We start from the raw sequence: 16,715 nt of genomic DNA, 5'->3' as shown, positions 1-16,715 counted from the left end.
CCCACCTGATTATAGTTCTAAAAATTAAGTGTTAAGACCTGTTTCGCACCGCATCACGCGGCCTTGCAAGGTGATCAGGCCACCGCTTTCTGCTTCACATAGCGGCCTGGCGCCGCTTCGATCGGCTTGTATTTCGCGTTGCCATAGCGTTTCGGCGCACTGATTTCCCTGCCCCCCTGCTCGGCGAGGAAAGCAGCCCATTCCGTCCACCAGCTTCCTGGTTTCTCGGTCGCCGTCTCGAACCATTCCGCCGCGCTGGCTGGCGTTGCCTTGTTGACCCAGTGGCTGCGCTTGTTCTTCGCGGCCGGGTTGATCACGCCGGCAATGTGCCCGGAAGCGCCGAGCACGAAGCGGCTGTTTGAGCGCTTCTTTGTATTGATCAGGTTCAGCGACTCATACGCCGCCTGCCACGGGACGATGTGGTCTTCCTTGGAGCCGTAGACGAAGGCTGGGAGGTCGAGACGACCAAGGTCGATGCCCTGCCCTGCAACCTGCAGCTTGCCGGGCTCGCGCAGATTGTTTTCCAGATACATGTTGCGCAGGTAATAGCAGAACATCGGGCCAGGAAGATTGGTCGCGTCCGCATTCCAGTAAAGCAGATCAAAGGCCGGCGGCTCCACGCCTTTCAGGTAACTCTGCTCGACGTAATTCCAGACCAGGTCATTCGGGCGCAGGCTGGAGAAGGCCGCGGTGAAGTCCCGGCCCGGCATCATGCCGCCGCCGCCGATCTCTGCTTCGCGGCGTGCCACCTGCGCCTCGTCGATATAGACTTCCAGCACGCCGGTGTCGGAAAAGTCGAGCAGCGTGGTCAGCAGCGTCAGGCTGGATGCCGGCTTGTCGCCGCGCGCCAGCAGCACCGACAGCGCCGTGGCGACGATGGTGCCGCCGACGCAGAAGCCCAGGGTGTTGACCTGGTCCTGGCCGGTGATGTCGCGCACCACCTCGATCGCCTTGATCGCGCCCGTTTCGATATAGTCGTCCCAGCTTGCCTGCTTGAGCGAGGCATCCGGATTGACCCAGGACACCAGGAACACGCTATGGCCCTGCTCCACCGCATAACGGACCAGCGAGTTCGCGGGCTGCAGGTCCATGATGTAGAACTTGTTGATGCACGGCGGCACCAGCAGCAGCGGGCGCTCGAACACGGTCTTGGTCAGCGGCTTGTACTGGATCAGCTGGAAGAGTTCGTTCTCGAAAACCACCGCGCCTTCGGTGGTGGCGACATTCTCCCCGACCTTGAATGCGGTTTCATCGGTCTGGGAGATGCGGCCCTTCTGCATGTCGGCCAGCATCAGCGCAATGCCCTTGGCCAGGCTCTCGCCCTTGGTTTCGACCAGCTTCTTTTGCGCTTCGGGATTCGTGACCAGGAAGTTGGACGGTGACATCGCATCGATCGTTTGCTGGATCGCAAACCGGATCTTCTGCTTGACCTTGGGCGAAGCCTTCACTGCATCGGCCATGGCCATCATGAAGCGGGCATTGAGCAGGTAGGCCGCGGCGTTGAAGGCATACAGCGCGTTTGATTTCCAGGCTTCACCGGAAAAACGCTTGTCCTTGATGTCCGGGGTGCTCGATGTGGCAAGGCTTTGCCAGAGCGTCGAGAACTCCTTTACGTAGTCGCTTTGCAGGCGGGTAAGCGCCTCAGGCTCGATCAGCACTGCCAGGTCGGAGGACAAAGGGCCGGGCAGCATGCCGCTTCCATTCAATTGCCCCATCTGTGGCTGCTTGAGCCAGCTTTGCCATGCATTCGGGTCGGACAGCTGGGCCATCCATGCTGCTGCATCCTGCGGAGTGAGCGTCTTCATGCTTGTCTTCCAGGTTTCGCGTATCGTTAGGGTTTTAACTCTTCATTACCAGCGGTGTTCCTCATGTTCATAGTCGCCATTGGCTGGATGTATGTCGTGCTCATGATGTCGATCGCGGAAGAAAATGCGGTCGCCGGCGTCATGACGTTGATCCTGTATGGCCTGTTGCCAGTGGCCATACTCTTATACATCAGCGGCGGAGGCAAGCGCAAGCGCCGCCGCCTTGACCAACAGCAGCGACAGGCCGAGGCCGCGATTGCCCGTGCAGCGGCCAATGATGACAAAGCGTCGGACAAGGAGCCGCCCGGCAAGAGCCAGGGCTAGCTCATCAGGCTCATCAGGCGTCGATCCAGATCAGCGAGGCCATGCGTCCCGTGACGCCATCCCGACGGTAGGAATAGAAGCGCGGCGCATCCTCGACCGTACAGAAGTCGCCGCCATCAAGCAGGTCCACGCCGCAGGCATGAAGCTCCAGGCGCGCCAGCGCATAGATATCGGCAAGATATTTTCCATTTGGCTGCAGCGCAAAGTGCCGCCCGGCCGGATCAAGGCCAGCAAAGGCCTTCCGCACATCCGCACCGACTTCAAAACGCCGCGGACCGATCGCCGGCCCCAGCCAGGCCTGTATCCGCTCCGCGCCTGCCTCGCGCATGCGCGTTGCCGTATTGCCGAGCACGCCCGCCGCCAGGCCGCGCCAGCCGGCATGGGCCGCCGCCACCACTTTCCCCGCCATGTCGCAGAACAGGACCGGCAGGCAGTCCGCGGTCAGCACCGCGCAGACGACGCCGGGGGTCGTGGCAAAGCTGGCATCTGCATCGGGCACGCCGGAAACCGCGCCGGCATCGACCACGGCGGCGCCATGCACCTGGTTCAGCCAGACCGGATCGGACGGAAGCAAGGTCCGCAGCCAGGCACGGTTCGCGCTCACATGCGCGGCATCGTCGCCGACATGCTGCCCCAGGTTCAGGCCCGGCCCGCCCGCGCCGTCGTCATATGGGGCCTGGCTTGCGCCGCCGCGGCGGGTCGTGCACAGGGCCCGCACCGGCCCGGGGTCAAGCTTCCATGCGGGAACGATCAGATTGCTCATGCGTCGAGATTGGCGGTGGCGATGCCGGCTTTTTCCAGCAGGGCGGCAAAGTCCGCCGGCAGCAGCGTGGTCCATTCGCATTCTGCCCGGCTTCCAGGATGGACCAGGCCCAGCCGGCAGGCATGCAGCGCCTGGCGGTGGAACACCGATGCCAGGTGCGGCTTGCCGTACAGCGCATCGCCCACCAGCGCAAAACCCAGGTGCTGCATGTGCACCCGGATCTGATGGGTGCGTCCCGTTTCCAGTTCGCACCGCACCAGGCTGACCGGCTTGCCATCCAGCATGCCGGTGGCGAGCCGCTGGAAACGGGTGACCGCCGGCTTGGCGCTCAGATTGTTCTGCACCGACATGCGGATGCGCTCGCGCGGATGACGCCCGATGGCCGCATCGACCTTGCCGCCGACCTGCGGCGTGCCCCATACCAGCGCCAGATAGACCCGGTGCACGGTGCGCGCCTGCAGCTGGCGCACCAGGTCGGTCTGGGCCTGCATGGTCTTCGCAACCACCATCAGGCCGCTGGTGTCCTTGTCCAGGCGATGCACGATGCCGGCACGCGGCACATCGGCAATCGGCTTGTGATAATGCAGCAGGCCGTTCTGAAGCGTGCCGGACCAGTTGCCGGCGCCGGGATGCACCACCAGTCCTGCCGGCTTGTTGATCACGATGATCGCGTCATCCTCATGCACGATATCCAGCGCCATTGCTTCCGGTTCGTAGGCATGCGCATCGGCCGCGGCCTGTGGCTGAACCAGCACGGTCTCGTCGCCGAACATGGTGGTCTTGGCGCGGGCGGTCTTGCCGTCGACGGTGACGTGGCCGTCCTCTATCCACTGCTGGATGCGGCTGCGCGAATATTGCGGCAGCCGGCTGGTCAATACCTTGTCGAGACGCATGCCGCAGTCGGCTTCCGACAGCACAAGCGTCATTGGCGCGCCATCACCGGCGCCGGCTTCGGCATCATCGCCAAAGTCGTCGTCCTGGTCGGTCGGAAAGTCGGGTTGGTTCGGGTCTTCAATTGGCGGCACGGCAAATCCCATCAGCTATAATCATCTATTGTTCAGTCGTCTTCACGCGAAACTCCCATGCAAAAAAAATCCCTCAAAATTCTTTTGATCGCATTCATGTTGTCGCTTTCGGCGTGCAGTTTACTGCAAACCGAACCCATAGACGAAACCCGGAACTGGTCGGCGCAAAAGCTCTACGCCGAGGCGCGCGACGAGCTGAAGGCCGGCGGCTACGAGAAGTCGATCAAGTATTTCGAGAAACTGGAGTCGCGCTATCCGTTCGGCACCTATGCGCAGCAGGCGCAGATGGACATCGCCTACGCCTACTATCGCTCGGGCGACCAGGCGCAGGCGCTGGCCGCGGTCGAGCGCTTCATCAAGCTGCATCCGAACCATCCGAACGTTGACTACATGTACTACCTGCGCGGCCTGATCAACTTCAACGACAAGCTGAGCCTGTTCGACTTCGTCGCCCGCCAGGACCTGACCGAGCGCGACCCGAAAGCGGTGCGCGAGGCCTTCGATTCCTTCAAGCTGCTCATCGACCGCTTCCCCAACAGCATCTATGCCCAGGATGCGCGCGACCGCCTGGCTTACCTGGTCGATGCAATGGCCCGCTACGACGTGCACGTGGCCAACTACTATTTCCGGCGCGGCGCCTATCTGGCAGCTGCCAACCGTGCGCAGCAGGTGGTGCGCGAGTTCAAGGACACGCCCGCTGTAGAGGATGCGCTGTACATCATGATGCGTTCCTATGACGCGCTGGGCATGCCGGAACTGCGCGACGACGCCGCCCGGGTGTTCAAGCAGAACTTCCCCAACAGCGAACTGGCGCTAAGCGGCGGCAAGCGCAAGGAAAAGACCTCTCCCTGGTGGAAGATCTGGTAATTCCTCAACTGAAACCGGCCCGCCATATCGGGCCGGCGCATCCTCAACGTCTCCTGAAGTACCACTCTGACGGGCCGGAAGCGGCTGCATCGTAGGCGTAACCGTCGAGATCAAAATCCTTCAGCTGCTCCGGGTCGGTCACTGCATTGATGGCGGCATAGCGCGCCATCAGGCCACGCGCCTTCTTGGCGTAGAACGAGATGATCTTGTAGCGGCCATCCTTCCAGTCCTGGAAAACCGGCGTGATCACCGGCACGCCGAGCAGCGCCGGCTGCACCACCTTGAAATACTCTTCCGAAGCAAGATTGACCAGTGCGGCGGCCTGCCTGCCCTGCAGTTCACGGGCCAGCGTCCTGCTGACCAGATCTCCCCAGAACGCATACAGGCTGGCGCCGCGGGATGTCTTGAAGCGGGTGCCCATTTCCAGGCGATAAGGCTGCATCAGGTCCAGGGGGCGCAGCACGCCGTACAGGCCGGACAGGATGCGCACCTGCGACTGCAGGTGCGCCATCGCCGTCGCTGGCAGCGTGGCCGCATCCAGGCCGGCATAGACGTCGCCGTTGAAGGCCAGCACTGCCGCGCGGGCATTGTCGCTGTTAAACTGCGGCGTCCACGACGCATAGCGGCCGGCATTCAGGACAGCCAACGGGTCCGAGATCTTCATCAGGCTGGCAATATCCGAAGGCGACAATTGCCGCAGGCCGTCGATCAGCTCGGCGGAATGATCGATGAATTCAGGCAGGGTATGCTCTGGCGCATTGACCGGCGATTCATAGTCCAGGCTCTTGGCGGGGGATAAAACAATCAGCATGCACTTTCCACGAAAAAATTTTCCGCAATGATACCGAATCGCCTCGTACTCGATACCAACGTCCTGCTCGACCTCTTCATTTTTCACGATCCACGCTGGGCTGCCCTGCTGCTGGCCCTGCAACATGGCAAGGCGGAAGCCGTCACGCGCGCCGACTGCCGCGACGAGTGGCACCTTGTGCTGCGCTATCCGCATCTCCCTTTGAACGAGGAAACCCGGCCGGCGGCCGAGGCGCAGTTCGACTCGCTGATCAGCCTGGTGACGGCGCCGGCCGGCAGCATGCCGTTGCCGACCTGCAGCGACCGCGACGACCAGAAGTTTCTTGAGCTGGCACGGGACGCGCAGGCAGCGATGCTGGTGACCAAGGACAAGGCGCTGCTGAAGCTGGCACGGCGCGCGGCCAAGGCAGGCATGTTTCGCATCCTGACGCCGGAAGCCTGGGTGCGCGAGCATGAAGCTGCGCAAGAGGCTGCAAAGCTCGCTGCCGTGCCGTTAGAATGAACGGCCACACAGAATTGCCTGAACAACCCATTCCATCTCCTATTACCCGCATGAACATGGCCACTGACAACGCAGCTCACAGCATGGACTTTTCCCGCATCACCTCGCGCCTTCCCGACGTCGGCACCACGATCTTTACCGTGATGTCTGCGCTGGCCACCGAAAAGGGCGCGGTCAATCTGGGCCAGGGCTTTCCCGACTTTCATTGCGATCCGGCGCTGGTCGATGCCGTGGCCGACGCCATGCGCAGAGGCCTGAACCAGTACCCGCCCATGACCGGCATTCCCCAGTTGCGTGAGGTCATCGCCGACAAGGTGGAGTCTATCTATGGCCATCGTTACGACCCGGCCACCGAGATCACGGTCACGGCCGGCGCCACCCAGGGCATCCTGACCTCGGTGCTCTGCTGCGTGCATCCGGGCGACGAAGTCATCGTGATCGAGCCGGCCTACGACAGTTATGTGCCAGCGATCCAGCTGGCCGGCGGCGTCCCGGTCTTCGTGCAGATGGAAGTGAGCGATGCCGGCTATGCCGTGCCGTGGGACAAGGTGGCCGCGGCAGTCACGCCGCGCACCCGGCTGATCATGGTCAATTCGCCGCACAACCCAACCGGCTCGGTGCTGCGCGGCGCCGACATCGCGGCCCTGAGCGATATCGTACGCGGCACCGACATCCTTGTGCTGTCCGACGAGGTGTACGAGCACATGGTGTATGACGGCCACCGGCATGAATCGGTATGCCGCCATCCGGAACTGGCGGCCCGCTCCTTCGTCGTTTCCAGCTTTGGCAAGACCTACCATGTCACCGGCTGGAAGATCGGCTATGTCGCCGCGCCGGCGGCGCTGATGCATGAGTTCCGCAAGGTCCACCAGTTCAATGTCTTCACCGTCAACACGCCGGTGCAGCATGGCCTTGCCGCCTTCATGAAGGATCCCGCGCCCTACCTCGAACTGCCGGCGTTCTACCAGCGAAAGCGCGACCTGTTCCGCGACGGCCTGTCGCAGACCCGGTTCAAGCTGCTGCCATCCGACGGCACCTACTTCCAGTGCGTGGACTATCGCGCGGTGTCGGACCTGCCGGAAGCGGAATTTGCGAAGTGGCTGACAACCGAGATGGGTGTGGCGGCGATACCGGTGTCGGCGTTTTATCACCAGCCCAGGGAATCGGGCATCGTACGCTTCTGCTTCGCCAAGCAGGATGCCACCTTGAAGCTGGCGCTGGAACGGCTGGCAACGCTGTAGGGCAGATGCTTCGTTGTGCTGCGACGGCGCGGCTTGCGCCATCGCAGCACGGCAAGGCTTACTTCATTGCCTTGCGCATCGCCTCGTTGGCCTTGCGATCCGCATTGACCTTCTGTACCGTCGGACGCTCCGCCAGCATCTTGGTGTACTCGCGCACCGGGTACGCCGCCAGCACGTCTTCGCCATAGACGATCTTGCTGGCCATGCTGATGAGTGGCAGGTGCACCAGCGCGGCGCAATCAGCCATGGTGAACTGGTCCCCGGCAATGTAGGGGCCGAACATGGCGAGCTTGCCGAAGGCGGCGGCATTGCGCTTGAGCAGCTTGCCGACACGCTCCTTGGTCTCTTCCGAAACCGTGCCGCCGAAGAAGGCCTGCCCGTACAGTTCACGCGCCACCAGTTCCAGGTGCAGCTCCATGAATGTGATCAGTTCGCGCTGCAGGCCGCGCTGGTAAGGGTCCGCCGGCAGCAGGGGGTTTTGCGGATAGGCATCCTCGATATATTCCATGATGACCTGCGACTCGAACAGCGGGCCATGGTCTGTCTCGCAGTAAGGGATCTTGCCCAGGGGCGACTTCTCCATGAGCGCGGCCGAGCGGTCCGCCCATACCAGCTCCTCCTCGAACTCGACACCCTTCTCGAGCAGCGCGAGCTTGACCTTGTTGTAGTAATTGCTGAGAGCGAAACCGCAAAGCTTGAACATCTGATCTCCTTGATTTGTTGTTGGATTCAGGCGCCCGTGCCGATGGCACGGGGCACGCCGCAGGAATAGTAACCGCAGCAACCCGCCGGCACAATCGCACGACCATGCTTTTCAAGCATGCAGGGCGCAGTATATGATCCTTCATCCCAACCACCCTTCCCCGCGACATGACCGCTGAACTGAAGGCTTCCCGACAGGACGCCACGCTGATTCTCACCTTGTCCAACCCGGGCGCAAAGAACGCGCTGCACCCCGACATGTATGCCGCCGCCGTGGAATCGCTGGCCACCGTGGAGCGTGACAGTTCGATACGCGCGGTGGTGCTGACCGGCGCCGACAACTTCTTTTGCGCCGGCGGCAACCTGAACCGCCTGCTGGAGAACCGCGGCAAGGACAAGGCCGTGCAGGCCGACTCGATCGACCAGCTCAATGGCTGGACCGATGCGATACGCAACTGTCCCAAGCCGGTGATTGCGGCCGTGGACGGCGCAGCAGCAGGCGCCGGCTTCTCGCTGGCGCTGGCCTGCGACCTGATCGTCGCCGGCGCTTCAGCCAAGTTCGTGATGGCTTATGTGAAGGTCGGCCTGACGCCGGATGGCGGCGGCTCATGGTTCCTGTCGCATGCGCTGCCGCGCCAGCTCGCCACGGAAATCATGATCGAAGGCAAGCCGGTGGCCGCAAGCCGCCTGCATGACGTCGGCGTGGTCAACCGGGTGGTCGCGGATGGCACCGCGCTGGAGCATGCGCTGGCATGGGCCGAAGAGCTTGCCGCCCTGTCGCCCAATGCGACCGGACGCATCAAGACCCTGGCGCGCGACGCCTGTGACAATACGCTGGATGAGCATTTCAAGGCCGAGAAGCACAACTTCGTCGAGAGCCTGCATCACCGCGATGCGCAGGAAGGCATCAGCGCCTTTCTGGAAAAGCGCAAACCGCAATACAAATAGGCCGCCGACAATGACGACAGCAAAACGACGCCGCATCTACCTGATGCGGCATGGCAACGTGACCTATTTCGACGATGCCGGCAAGCCCTATCTGCCGGAGGCGGTGCCGCTGAATGAGCAGGGGCGCGCCCAGGCCGAAGCGGCAGGACGGGTTTTCGCAAGCGATGGCGTGCGTTTCGACCGGGTGATCGTGTCGGGCCTGCCGCGTACAGTGGAGACCGCCCAGGGCGTGCTGGCCCAGACCGGCCAGGACATTGCGCTTGAAGTCTGGCCCGAGCTGGTGGAGATACGCGGCGGCAAGCTGGCATCGATCGCCGACGCCGATTTGCAGGAAGCCTTTACCGGCGCATTCGAAGGCGTGGTGCCCGAACACAGGCGCTTCCTGAATGGCGAATCCATCGGCGAACTGATGGACCGCGTGCATCCGGCGCTGGAGCGTCTGCGCCAGGACAGCGACTGGGACACAGCCCTGCTGGTGCTGCATGGCGGCGTCAATCGCGCCATCCTGTCGCTGGCACTGACCGGCGAGCGCCTGTTCCTGGGCAACCTTGCGCAGACCGCCGGCTGCATCAATGCGCTGGACGTGGGCACGCATGCGAAGGACTGGGTGGTGCGCTTCGTCAACCATGCCGCGCCGGCCGTGCTGCAGGACGACACCCGCAGCACCACGATGGAAATCCTGCTCGAACAGTACCGTAAGTCGCGGCGCTGAACCGCGGCAAAAACGTCTTTCGATTAGTACGATCGTACGATTTTATGCGGTAGAATGCCCCGACAACAAGATTCCGACTCACATGTGGGAGACACGATGTACGAAGAATTCATGGGCACCAAGCCGGTGTCGGAGCGCCAGAAATTTGATGTCGACGCGCTGCAGGCGTATATGCAGCAGCACGTGGAAGGCTACTCGGGACAGCTGAATGTCGAGCAGTTCAAGGGCGGCCAGTCCAACCCCACCTTCAAGCTCACCGCGGACGGCCGCAGCTACGTGCTGCGCACCAAGCCAGGCCCGGCCGCCAAGCTTCTGCCCTCGGCCCATGCGATCGATCGCGAGTTCCGCGTGATGGACGCACTGAACCGGGCCGGCTTCCCGGCGCCGCGCCAGTATGCGCTGTGCACCGATGAATCCGTGATAGGCCGCGCCTTCTACGTGATGGACTTCGTGCAGGGCCGCGTGCTGTGGGACCAGTCCATGCCCGGCATGAGCAACGAGGAGCGCGCTGCCTACTACGACGAGATGAACCGCGTGATCGCGCAGCTGCACACCATCGACTACAAGGCCATCGGCCTGGAGAGCTTCGGCAAGCCGGGCAACTACTTTGCCCGCCAGATCGACCGCTGGACCAAGCAATACAAGGCCTCAGAGACCGAGAAGATCGAGGCGATGGACAAGCTCATCGAATGGCTGCCGGTCAACATCCCGCCGGGCGACGAGACCAGCATCGTGCATGGCGACTACCGCCTGGACAACATGATCTTCCATCCCACCGAACCCAGGATCCTGGCGGTGCTGGACTGGGAGTTGTCGACGCTGGGCCATCCGCTGGCCGACTTTTCCTATCACCTGATGAGCTGGCATATCGCGCCCGGCCAGTTCCGCGGCATCGGCGGCCTGGACCACAAGGCGCTCGGCATTCCCAGCGAGGAGGAATACATCGCGAAGTACTGCGAACGCACCGGCCGCACGATCAGGCGCGAGGACTTCACCTTCTACCTGGCCTACAACATGTTCCGCATGGCCGGCATCCTGCAGGGCATCATGAAGCGCTATGTCGACGGCACCGCGTCGAGCGAGCAGGCGCTGAAGGCTGGCCAGGCGACGCGTCCGATGGCCGAGATGGGCTGGGAATACGCTTCCGGCGCCCGTTCCTGAAACAACAATTCAACGAGGAGATGACATGGAATTCGAATATTCAGACCGCTGCAAGGAACTGCAGGGCAAGCTGCTGCGCTTCATGGATGAGCATATCTATCCAAACGAGAAAGCCTACAAGGCCGAGATCGACCGCAACGGCACTGAAAAGGGCAATCGCTGGCTGCCCACCGCCATCATCGAGGACCTGAAGCCCAAGGCCCGCGAGCAGGGCCTGTGGAACCTGTTCCTGCCCAAGTCGAAGCGCGCCCCCGAGGGCCTGTCCAACCTGGACTATGCGCCGCTGTGCGAGATCATGGGCCGGGTGGGCTGGGCGCCGGAAGTGTTCAACTGCTCCGCGCCGGATACCGGCAACATGGAGACCATCGAGCGCTACGGCAGCGAGGAACACAAGCAGCTATGGCTGGAGCCGCTGCTGCGCGGCGAGATCCGTTCCGCCTTCGCCATGACCGAGCCGGCAGTGGCCTCCTCCGACGCAACCAATATCGCCACCCGCATCGAGCGCGATGGCGACGAATATGTGATCAATGGCCACAAGTGGTGGATCTCCGGCGCCGGCGATCCGCGCTGCAAGATCTTCATCCTGATGGGCAAGACCGACCCGGAAGCGGCACGCCACTCCCAGCAGTCGATGATCCTGGTGCCTGCCGATACCCCGGGCGTGACCATCAAGCGGCCGCTGCCGGTGTTTGGCTATGACGACGCGCCGCACGGCCATTGCGAGATCCTGTTCGAGAATGTCCGCGTGCCCGCATCCAATATGCTGCTCGGCGAAGGCCGCGGCTTCGAGATCGCCCAGGGTCGCCTTGGGCCGGGCCGTATTCACCACTGCATGCGCGCCATCGGCGTGGCAGAACGTGCGCTGGAATACATGTGCCGGCGCCTGAACGAGCGCGTGGCCTTCGGCCGCCGCATTTCCGAGCAGAGCGTCTGGCGCGAGCGCGTGGCCGAGTCGCGCATCCAGATCGACACCGCCCGCCTGCTGACGCTCAAAGCTGCCTACATGATGGACACGGTAGGCAACAAGCATGCGAAGTCCGAGATCGCGATGATCAAGGTGCTGGCGCCGAACGTGGCCCAGCAGGTGCTGGACTGGTCGATCCAGGCGCACGGTGCGGCCGGCGTATCCGACGAATTCCCGCTGGCCTATATGTGGGCGGGCAATCGCACGCTGCGTATAGCCGATGGCCCGGACGAGGTGCATCGCAATGCAGTGGCCAAGCTGGAACTGGCCAAGCACATGACGCTGCAGGGCGAGGATACCGAGCTGCCTATCACCCGCTCCTGACACCCGGAGCATCTGGCTCGCCAACGAGAGGCATGCGCAAGCATGCCTCTTTTGTTTAAAAACCGCCCGTAGCCCGTAGGGCGCAATACCCCACAGGGGCATTGCGCCGCGCTTCGCATGCCGGGTGCCATTGCCGGCTGGCTTGGCTGATCGACCGATGGTGCAATGCCCTCCGGGTATTGCACCCTACGCGTTGGTCCACGCGTTCGTCCACGAGTTGGTCCGGGCCAGCGCCAGCGAGCCTGCTTGCCCCATGCGCAAAGCCGCAAAGTTCTGCATAATCCTGCAGCACCGTATCCTTCGTTCAACTTCAAGGGAAGTTCATGATAGACGTTTATTCCACAGCCACGCCCAATGGCCACAAGGTCCACATCATGCTGGAAGAAACCGGCCTGCCCTATCGGGTGCATCACATCGATATCGGCGCCGGCGATCAGTTCAAGCCCGCGTTCCTGGCGATCTCGCCGAACAACAAGATACCGGCCATCGTCGATGCCGACGGCATCGATGGCAAGCCGATATCGATGTTCGAGTCGGGCGCCATCCTGGTCTACCTCGCCAGCAAGACCGGCATGTTCCTGGGCCAGACCGACCGCGACCGCTTCACCACCTTGCAGTGGCTGATGTTCCAGATGGGTGGCGTTGGCCCGATGCTGGGACAGGCGCATCACTTCCGTATCTATGCGCCGGAGAAGGTCGAGTATGCAATCAACCGCTACACCAACGAAGCCAAGCGGCTATACGGCGTGATCGACAAGCAGGTAGCCAGGGAAGGATATCTGGCGGGGAGCGAATACACCATCGCCGACATCGCGACCTTCCCCTGGCTGCGCTCATGGAAGAACCAGGGCGTGGAGATCGAGGAATTTCCCAATCTGAAGCGATGGTTCGACGGGATTGCCGCAAGACCGGCGGTGCAGCGCGGCGTGGAAGTGCTGGCCAACCTGCGCAAGCCCATCACCGACGACAAGGCGCGCGAGGTGCTGTTCGGCGCCAGCCAGTACGCCAAGCGCTGATGCATCGATGCCGGCTGCAGCAAGGATCGCGCAGCCAATGAAGAAAGGCGCGATGCGGTTGCCCGCATCGCGCCTTTCGTTTTAAGTGCTTCTGGTAAGAAATCAGGTATAGCGACGAGAAATCGATTCAGCCACGCAGACCGGCTTGTCGCCGCCTTCCCGCTCTATCGTCACCTGCCAGGTCACCTGGGCGCCGCCTTCGATATCCTCGACCGACAGCACCGTGGTACGGCTGCGCACCTTGCTGCCCACTGGCACCGGCGCCGGGAAGCGGACCTTGTTCAGGCCGTAGTTGACGCCCATGCGCACATCCGTCATGCGCACCGAGTTCTGCATCAGCATCGGCAGCAATGACAATGTGAGAAAACCATGCGCAATCGGGCCGCCGAAGGGCGATTCGCGCTTGCAGCGCTCCACATCGAGATGGATCCATTGGTGGTCGCCGGTTGCTTCCGCAAACTGGTTGACCCTCTCCTGGGTGATCTCCACCCAGTCCGATACCGCCACTTCCTGACCAACCAGAGCCTTCAGCTCGGCCAGCGTTGCGATTTCACGCATATCGTCTCCATCAGGTTCGTTATTGTTGTGCGCATCAGCCCTGCTCGGGCCGACGCAGGAACATGCCCATGCCCTTGACGGTGGCCACCGTCTCGCCATGCTGGTTCTTCGCTTCCCACATCGTATGCACCACGCCGCGATCCGGCCGGCTGGATGAAGGGCGTGCATCGAGCACCGTGGTGGTCACCGCCAGCGTGTCGCCGGCGCGTACCGGCTTCAACCAGCGGATCTCGTCCACGCCGGGCGAACCCAGGCTGGCGGCTTCGGACAGGAAGCCGTCCACCATCATGCGCATCATCATGCTGCAGGTATGCCAGCCGCTGGCGATGATGCCGCCGAACATGGACTTCGCAGCCGCTTCCGGGTCGACATGGAAAGGCTGCGGATCGAATTGGCTGGCAAAGGCAATGATCTCATCCTGGTCCACGGTGCGATTGCCCACCGGGATGGTGCGGCCGGGCTCGAAGTCTTCGAAATACCATTTCAGCTGTGCCATGAGGAGTCCTTTGCCGGGTTGCGATCAGGCCGTCTGGGAAAAGCCGGGCTGGGCGACGAAGCGCGCCAGGTGGTAGTCGGTATCGCCCAGGGTCTGCTCGATCATGGTCAGGCGCTTGAAATGATGCGCTGCCGGCAGTTCATCGGTGACCCCCATGCCGCCATGCAGCTGCACCGCCTGCTGGCCAACGAAGCGGGCCGCCTGGCCTACCCGAGCCTTGGCTGCCGACACCGTACGACGGCGCTCCACCGGATCGCTCGACGCCACCTTGACCGCAGCCAGCGTGGCCATCGAGCTGGCCTGCTGGTACTGCATGAACATCTCGGCCATGCGATGCTGCAGCGCCTGGAATTTACCGATGGGCACGCCGAACTGCTGGCGGGTCTTCAGGTAGTCCAGCGTGGCGGCGTTCAGCGCTTCCATTGCGCCGATGGCTTCTGCGCACAACAGCGTCACGCCGTAATCGGCTGCCGCATCGAGGATTTCCCAGCCCTCGCCGGCGGCGCCCAACAGCGCCGATGCCGGCACCTGGACGTTTTCAAAGCGGATATCGGCGGCGCGCTGGCCGTCGATGGTGCGGTAGTCACGGCGATTGACGCCGGCGGCATTGGCCGGCACCAGGAACAGGGAAATGCCGCTGGTGTCGCGCTGCGCGCCGCTGCTGCGGGCCGAGACGATCAGCTGGTCAGCCTGGCCGCCATGGATGACGACCACCTTGGTGCCATTGATCACATAGCCGTCGCCGCTGGCGGCGGCGGTGGTGGTGATGTCGAACAGGTCGAAGCGCGCCTGCTTCTCACCCAGCGCCGCGGCCAGCTTCAGCTCGCCCGTGGCGACCTGCTCCAGCAGGCTTTCCTGCTTGCCCGCCAGCTTCAGGAACTGCGCGCCCAGTGCGGTGGCAAGATACGGCTCCACCACCAGGCCACGACCGATTTCCTTCATGACCACCATCATGTCGACGGCGGAGCCGTTGAAGCCGCCCTGCTCTTCCGGCACCGGCAGCGCCGTCATGCCGAGCTCGGTCAGCGTGTTCCATGCATCGGAAGACACACCGGCTTCGGAGTGGAGGATCTTCTTGCGGTGCTCGAAGGTATAGTCCTTTTCCATCCAGCGCCGCAAGGCATCGGAAAACTGCTGCTGTTCCTGCGTAAATTCAAAGTCCATGCTTGTCTCCTACAGTCCGAGGATCATCTGCGTGATGATGTTTTTCTGGATCTCGTTCGATCCGCCATAGATCGACGTCTTGCGGAAGTTGAAGTAGTACGATGCCAGCGGCGCGGCGTCGTCGTCGCCAAAGACGCTGTGCGCCTCCTGGCCTTCCAGGTAGTGGCGGTCGAATGGCAGGCTGTACGGGCCGACGGCTTCCACCATCAGTTCGGTCAGCATCTGCTGCACTTCGGTGCCCTTCACCTTCAGCATCGAGGCTTCCGGTCCGGGACCGCGACGCTTGCTGTCCTGGGAGATGACTTTCAGCACGGTGACTTCCAGCGCCATGATCTCGATTTCCAGCATCGCGACCTTGGCGGCGAATACCGGGTCTTCCAGCATGGGCTTGCCGTTCTTCAGATGCTCGGTGGCGATGCGCTTGAGGAACTGCAGCTCGCGCTTGGCACGGCCGACCGCGGCGATATTGGTGCGCTCGTGGCCCAGCAGGTATTTGGCGTAGGTCCAGCCCTTGTTCTCTTCGCCGATCAGGTTCTCGACCGGCACCTTCACGTTGTCGAAGAAGACCTCGTTCACTTCGTGGTCTTCGTCCAGCATGATGATCGGGCGCACGGTGATGCCCGGCGTTTTCATGTCGATCAGCAGGAAGGAAATGCCCTCCTGCTTGCGCGCGCCCGTGTCAGTGCGCACCAGGCAGAAGATCATGTCGGCATGCTGGCCCAGCGTGGTCCAGGTCTTCTGGCCGTTGACGATGTAATGGTCGCCCTGGCGCTCGGCGCGGGTTTTCAGGGAAGCCAGGTCGGAACCGGCGCCCGGCTCGGAATAGCCCTGGCACCACCAGTCGTCGCAATTAAGGATGCGCGGCAGGTAATATTTTTTCTGCGCCTCGTTACCGAAGGCCATGATGACGGGCGCCACCATGTTCACGCCGAACGGCAGGATGGGCGGCGTACCGGCGCGGGCGCACTCCTCTTCCCAGATATGGCGCTGCACCGCATTCCAGCCGGTGCCGCCGTACTCGACCGGCCAGCCGGTGCCGACCCAGCCCTGCTTGGCGACGATCTTGTGCCAGCGCACGAAGTCTTCCTTCGACAGGCGCTTGTGGTTCAGCACTTTCTGCTGGAGATCCTTGGGGAGATTGGCGTCGAGATACGCCCTGACCTGATCGCGGAATGCAATGTCTTCCGCACTGTAGTTCAAATCCATGCTGCCTCCGTTATTTTGTACCTTGTACCGTCTAAAAAGCACGACCGTTCAAAATTATACAGAGGTTTAATCGGAGTGGAAGCAGGAATTTTTGGCGATTCATTACTCCACACTGCGGCGCATTTCG

Annotated in this window: 18 protein-coding genes; 9 read left to right on the top strand and 9 right to left on the bottom strand. The window is 62.5% G+C overall.

Annotation, left to right across the window (positions count from 1 at the left end; genetic code table 11):
- Positions 1–74 precede the first annotated feature (74 nt).
- Entirely contained in the window at positions 75–1,805 is a 1,731-nt protein-coding gene (gene phaC / locus IGW04_RS00195; protein WP_228526714.1) for a class I poly(R)-hydroxyalkanoic acid synthase, read from the bottom strand.
- Positions 1,806–1,868: 63 nt separating this feature from the next.
- Here phaC and IGW04_RS00190 point away from each other — a divergent pair, with 63 nt between their 5' ends.
- Positions 1,869–2,129 carry a hypothetical protein gene (locus tag IGW04_RS00190; RefSeq protein WP_194711004.1) on the top strand — a complete coding sequence of 87 codons (261 nt, stop codon included), beginning with the start codon at positions 1,869–1,871 and terminating at the stop codon, positions 2,127–2,129.
- 13 nt (positions 2,130–2,142) lie between these two features.
- On the opposite strand, the gene pgeF is transcribed toward IGW04_RS00190, so the two are convergent.
- Entirely contained in the window at positions 2,143–2,892 is a 750-nt protein-coding gene (gene pgeF / locus IGW04_RS00185; protein WP_194711003.1) for a peptidoglycan editing factor PgeF, read from the bottom strand.
- Positions 2,889–3,929: an RluA family pseudouridine synthase gene (locus IGW04_RS00180; RefSeq protein WP_194711002.1), complete on the bottom strand. Its 1,041-nt coding sequence runs from the start codon at positions 3,927–3,929 to the stop codon at positions 2,889–2,891. The genes pgeF and IGW04_RS00180 overlap by 4 nt, the downstream gene beginning before the upstream one ends.
- 45 nt (positions 3,930–3,974) lie before the next feature.
- On the opposite strand from IGW04_RS00180, the gene IGW04_RS00175 reads away from it, so the two are divergent.
- Positions 3,975–4,784 carry an outer membrane protein assembly factor BamD gene (locus IGW04_RS00175; protein ID WP_194711001.1) on the top strand — a complete coding sequence of 270 codons (810 nt, stop codon included), beginning with the start codon at positions 3,975–3,977 and terminating at the stop codon, positions 4,782–4,784.
- A 43-nt stretch (positions 4,785–4,827) separates the two neighbouring features.
- On the opposite strand, the gene yaaA is transcribed toward IGW04_RS00175, so the two are convergent.
- Positions 4,828–5,595, bottom strand: a complete 768-nt coding sequence (yaaA, locus tag IGW04_RS00170; protein WP_194711000.1) for a peroxide stress protein YaaA — start codon at positions 5,593–5,595, stop codon at positions 4,828–4,830.
- A gap of 27 nt (positions 5,596–5,622) precedes the next feature.
- Here yaaA and IGW04_RS00165 point away from each other — a divergent pair, with 27 nt between their 5' ends.
- Both IGW04_RS00165 and IGW04_RS00160 read left to right on the top strand, forming a co-directional pair.
- A complete protein-coding gene (locus IGW04_RS00165) occupies positions 5,623–6,096 on the top strand; it encodes a putative toxin-antitoxin system toxin component, PIN family (RefSeq protein ID WP_194710999.1) in 474 nt (157 codons plus the stop codon).
- A 56-nt stretch (positions 6,097–6,152) separates the two neighbouring features.
- The gene (locus IGW04_RS00160; protein WP_407672007.1) at positions 6,153–7,337 is read left to right on the top strand and encodes a pyridoxal phosphate-dependent aminotransferase; all 1,185 of its coding nucleotides are present in this window, start codon (positions 6,153–6,155) and stop codon (positions 7,335–7,337) included.
- Positions 7,338–7,395: 58 nt separating this feature from the next.
- Here IGW04_RS00160 and IGW04_RS00155 read toward each other — a convergent pair whose 3' ends face one another.
- Positions 7,396–8,040: a glutathione S-transferase family protein gene (locus IGW04_RS00155; protein WP_194710997.1), complete on the bottom strand. Its 645-nt coding sequence runs from the start codon at positions 8,038–8,040 to the stop codon at positions 7,396–7,398.
- A gap of 167 nt (positions 8,041–8,207) precedes the next feature.
- On the opposite strand from IGW04_RS00155, the gene IGW04_RS00150 reads away from it, so the two are divergent.
- The 5 genes from IGW04_RS00150 to IGW04_RS00130 all read left to right on the top strand — a co-directional run bounded on the left by IGW04_RS00150 (position 8,208) and on the right by IGW04_RS00130 (position 13,164).
- Positions 8,208–8,987 carry an oxepin-CoA hydrolase, alternative type gene (locus tag IGW04_RS00150; RefSeq protein WP_194710996.1) on the top strand — a complete coding sequence of 260 codons (780 nt, stop codon included), beginning with the start codon at positions 8,208–8,210 and terminating at the stop codon, positions 8,985–8,987.
- 10 nt (positions 8,988–8,997) lie between these two features.
- On the top strand, positions 8,998–9,699 hold the full coding sequence (locus tag IGW04_RS00145) for a histidine phosphatase family protein (protein ID WP_194710995.1): 702 nt from the start codon (positions 8,998–9,000) through the stop codon (positions 9,697–9,699).
- A gap of 96 nt (positions 9,700–9,795) precedes the next feature.
- Complete coding sequence (locus IGW04_RS00140; RefSeq protein ID WP_194710994.1) at positions 9,796–10,860, top strand: phosphotransferase family protein; 1,065 nt, start codon at positions 9,796–9,798, stop codon at positions 10,858–10,860.
- Between the two features lie 25 nt (positions 10,861–10,885).
- Positions 10,886–12,148, top strand: coding sequence for an acyl-CoA dehydrogenase family protein (locus IGW04_RS00135; protein WP_194710993.1), 1,263 nt, complete (start codon positions 10,886–10,888; stop codon positions 12,146–12,148).
- Between the two features lie 323 nt (positions 12,149–12,471).
- Positions 12,472–13,164 (top strand): glutathione binding-like protein, encoded by a 693-nt coding sequence (locus IGW04_RS00130; RefSeq protein WP_194710992.1) that lies wholly within the window; start codon positions 12,472–12,474, stop codon positions 13,162–13,164.
- 102 nt (positions 13,165–13,266) lie between these two features.
- Here the strand turns inward: IGW04_RS00130 and IGW04_RS00125 are convergent, their stop codons facing one another.
- From IGW04_RS00125 to IGW04_RS00110, 4 genes are read right to left on the bottom strand one after another with little or no spacing between them, the layout of a single operon-like run.
- Positions 13,267–13,722 carry a MaoC family dehydratase gene (locus tag IGW04_RS00125; RefSeq protein ID WP_194710991.1) on the bottom strand — a complete coding sequence of 152 codons (456 nt, stop codon included), beginning with the start codon at positions 13,720–13,722 and terminating at the stop codon, positions 13,267–13,269.
- A 34-nt stretch (positions 13,723–13,756) separates the two neighbouring features.
- Positions 13,757–14,218, bottom strand: a complete 462-nt coding sequence (locus IGW04_RS00120; RefSeq protein ID WP_194710990.1) for a MaoC family dehydratase — start codon at positions 14,216–14,218, stop codon at positions 13,757–13,759.
- Positions 14,219–14,242: 24 nt separating this feature from the next.
- Positions 14,243–15,382 carry an acyl-CoA dehydrogenase family protein gene (locus IGW04_RS00115; RefSeq protein ID WP_194710989.1) on the bottom strand — a complete coding sequence of 380 codons (1,140 nt, stop codon included), beginning with the start codon at positions 15,380–15,382 and terminating at the stop codon, positions 14,243–14,245.
- A gap of 9 nt (positions 15,383–15,391) precedes the next feature.
- Positions 15,392–16,588 (bottom strand): acyl-CoA dehydrogenase family protein, encoded by a 1,197-nt coding sequence (locus IGW04_RS00110; protein WP_194710988.1) that lies wholly within the window; start codon positions 16,586–16,588, stop codon positions 15,392–15,394.
- Positions 16,589–16,715 lie beyond the last annotated feature (127 nt).

It is taken from the genome of Noviherbaspirillum soli, assembly GCF_015352955.1.
In the GTDB taxonomy this organism is placed as follows: Bacteria; Pseudomonadota; Gammaproteobacteria; order Burkholderiales; family Burkholderiaceae_D; genus Noviherbaspirillum_A; species Noviherbaspirillum_A soli.
This window is presented reverse-complemented; position numbering and strand designations above follow the sequence as displayed.

Coding starts and splice junctions, on each gene's coding strand:
- IGW04_RS00150 (WP_194710996.1), top strand. CDS start 8,208: ATGACCGCTGAACTGAAGGCTTCCCGACAGGACGCCACGCTGATTCTC.
- IGW04_RS00165 (WP_194710999.1), top strand. CDS start 5,623: ATGATACCGAATCGCCTCGTACTCGATACCAACGTCCTGCTCGACCTC.
- IGW04_RS00135 (WP_194710993.1), top strand. CDS start 10,886: ATGGAATTCGAATATTCAGACCGCTGCAAGGAACTGCAGGGCAAGCTG.
- IGW04_RS00175 (WP_194711001.1), top strand. CDS start 3,975: ATGCAAAAAAAATCCCTCAAAATTCTTTTGATCGCATTCATGTTGTCG.
- IGW04_RS00115 (WP_194710989.1), bottom strand. CDS start 15,382: ATGGACTTTGAATTTACGCAGGAACAGCAGCAGTTTTCCGATGCCTTG.
- IGW04_RS00110 (WP_194710988.1), bottom strand. CDS start 16,588: ATGGATTTGAACTACAGTGCGGAAGACATTGCATTCCGCGATCAGGTC.
- IGW04_RS00140 (WP_194710994.1), top strand. CDS start 9,796: ATGTACGAAGAATTCATGGGCACCAAGCCGGTGTCGGAGCGCCAGAAA.
- IGW04_RS00180 (WP_194711002.1), bottom strand. CDS start 3,929: ATGGGATTTGCCGTGCCGCCAATTGAAGACCCGAACCAACCCGACTTT.
- IGW04_RS00145 (WP_194710995.1), top strand. CDS start 8,998: ATGACGACAGCAAAACGACGCCGCATCTACCTGATGCGGCATGGCAAC.
- IGW04_RS00190 (WP_194711004.1), top strand. CDS start 1,869: ATGTTCATAGTCGCCATTGGCTGGATGTATGTCGTGCTCATGATGTCG.
- phaC (WP_228526714.1), bottom strand. CDS start 1,805: ATGAAGACGCTCACTCCGCAGGATGCAGCAGCATGGATGGCCCAGCTG.
- yaaA (WP_194711000.1), bottom strand. CDS start 5,595: ATGCTGATTGTTTTATCCCCCGCCAAGAGCCTGGACTATGAATCGCCG.
- IGW04_RS00120 (WP_194710990.1), bottom strand. CDS start 14,218: ATGGCACAGCTGAAATGGTATTTCGAAGACTTCGAGCCCGGCCGCACC.
- IGW04_RS00130 (WP_194710992.1), top strand. CDS start 12,472: ATGATAGACGTTTATTCCACAGCCACGCCCAATGGCCACAAGGTCCAC.
- IGW04_RS00160 (WP_407672007.1), top strand. CDS start 6,153: ATGGCCACTGACAACGCAGCTCACAGCATGGACTTTTCCCGCATCACC.
- pgeF (WP_194711003.1), bottom strand. CDS start 2,892: ATGAGCAATCTGATCGTTCCCGCATGGAAGCTTGACCCCGGGCCGGTG.
- IGW04_RS00155 (WP_194710997.1), bottom strand. CDS start 8,040: ATGTTCAAGCTTTGCGGTTTCGCTCTCAGCAATTACTACAACAAGGTC.
- IGW04_RS00125 (WP_194710991.1), bottom strand. CDS start 13,722: ATGCGTGAAATCGCAACGCTGGCCGAGCTGAAGGCTCTGGTTGGTCAG.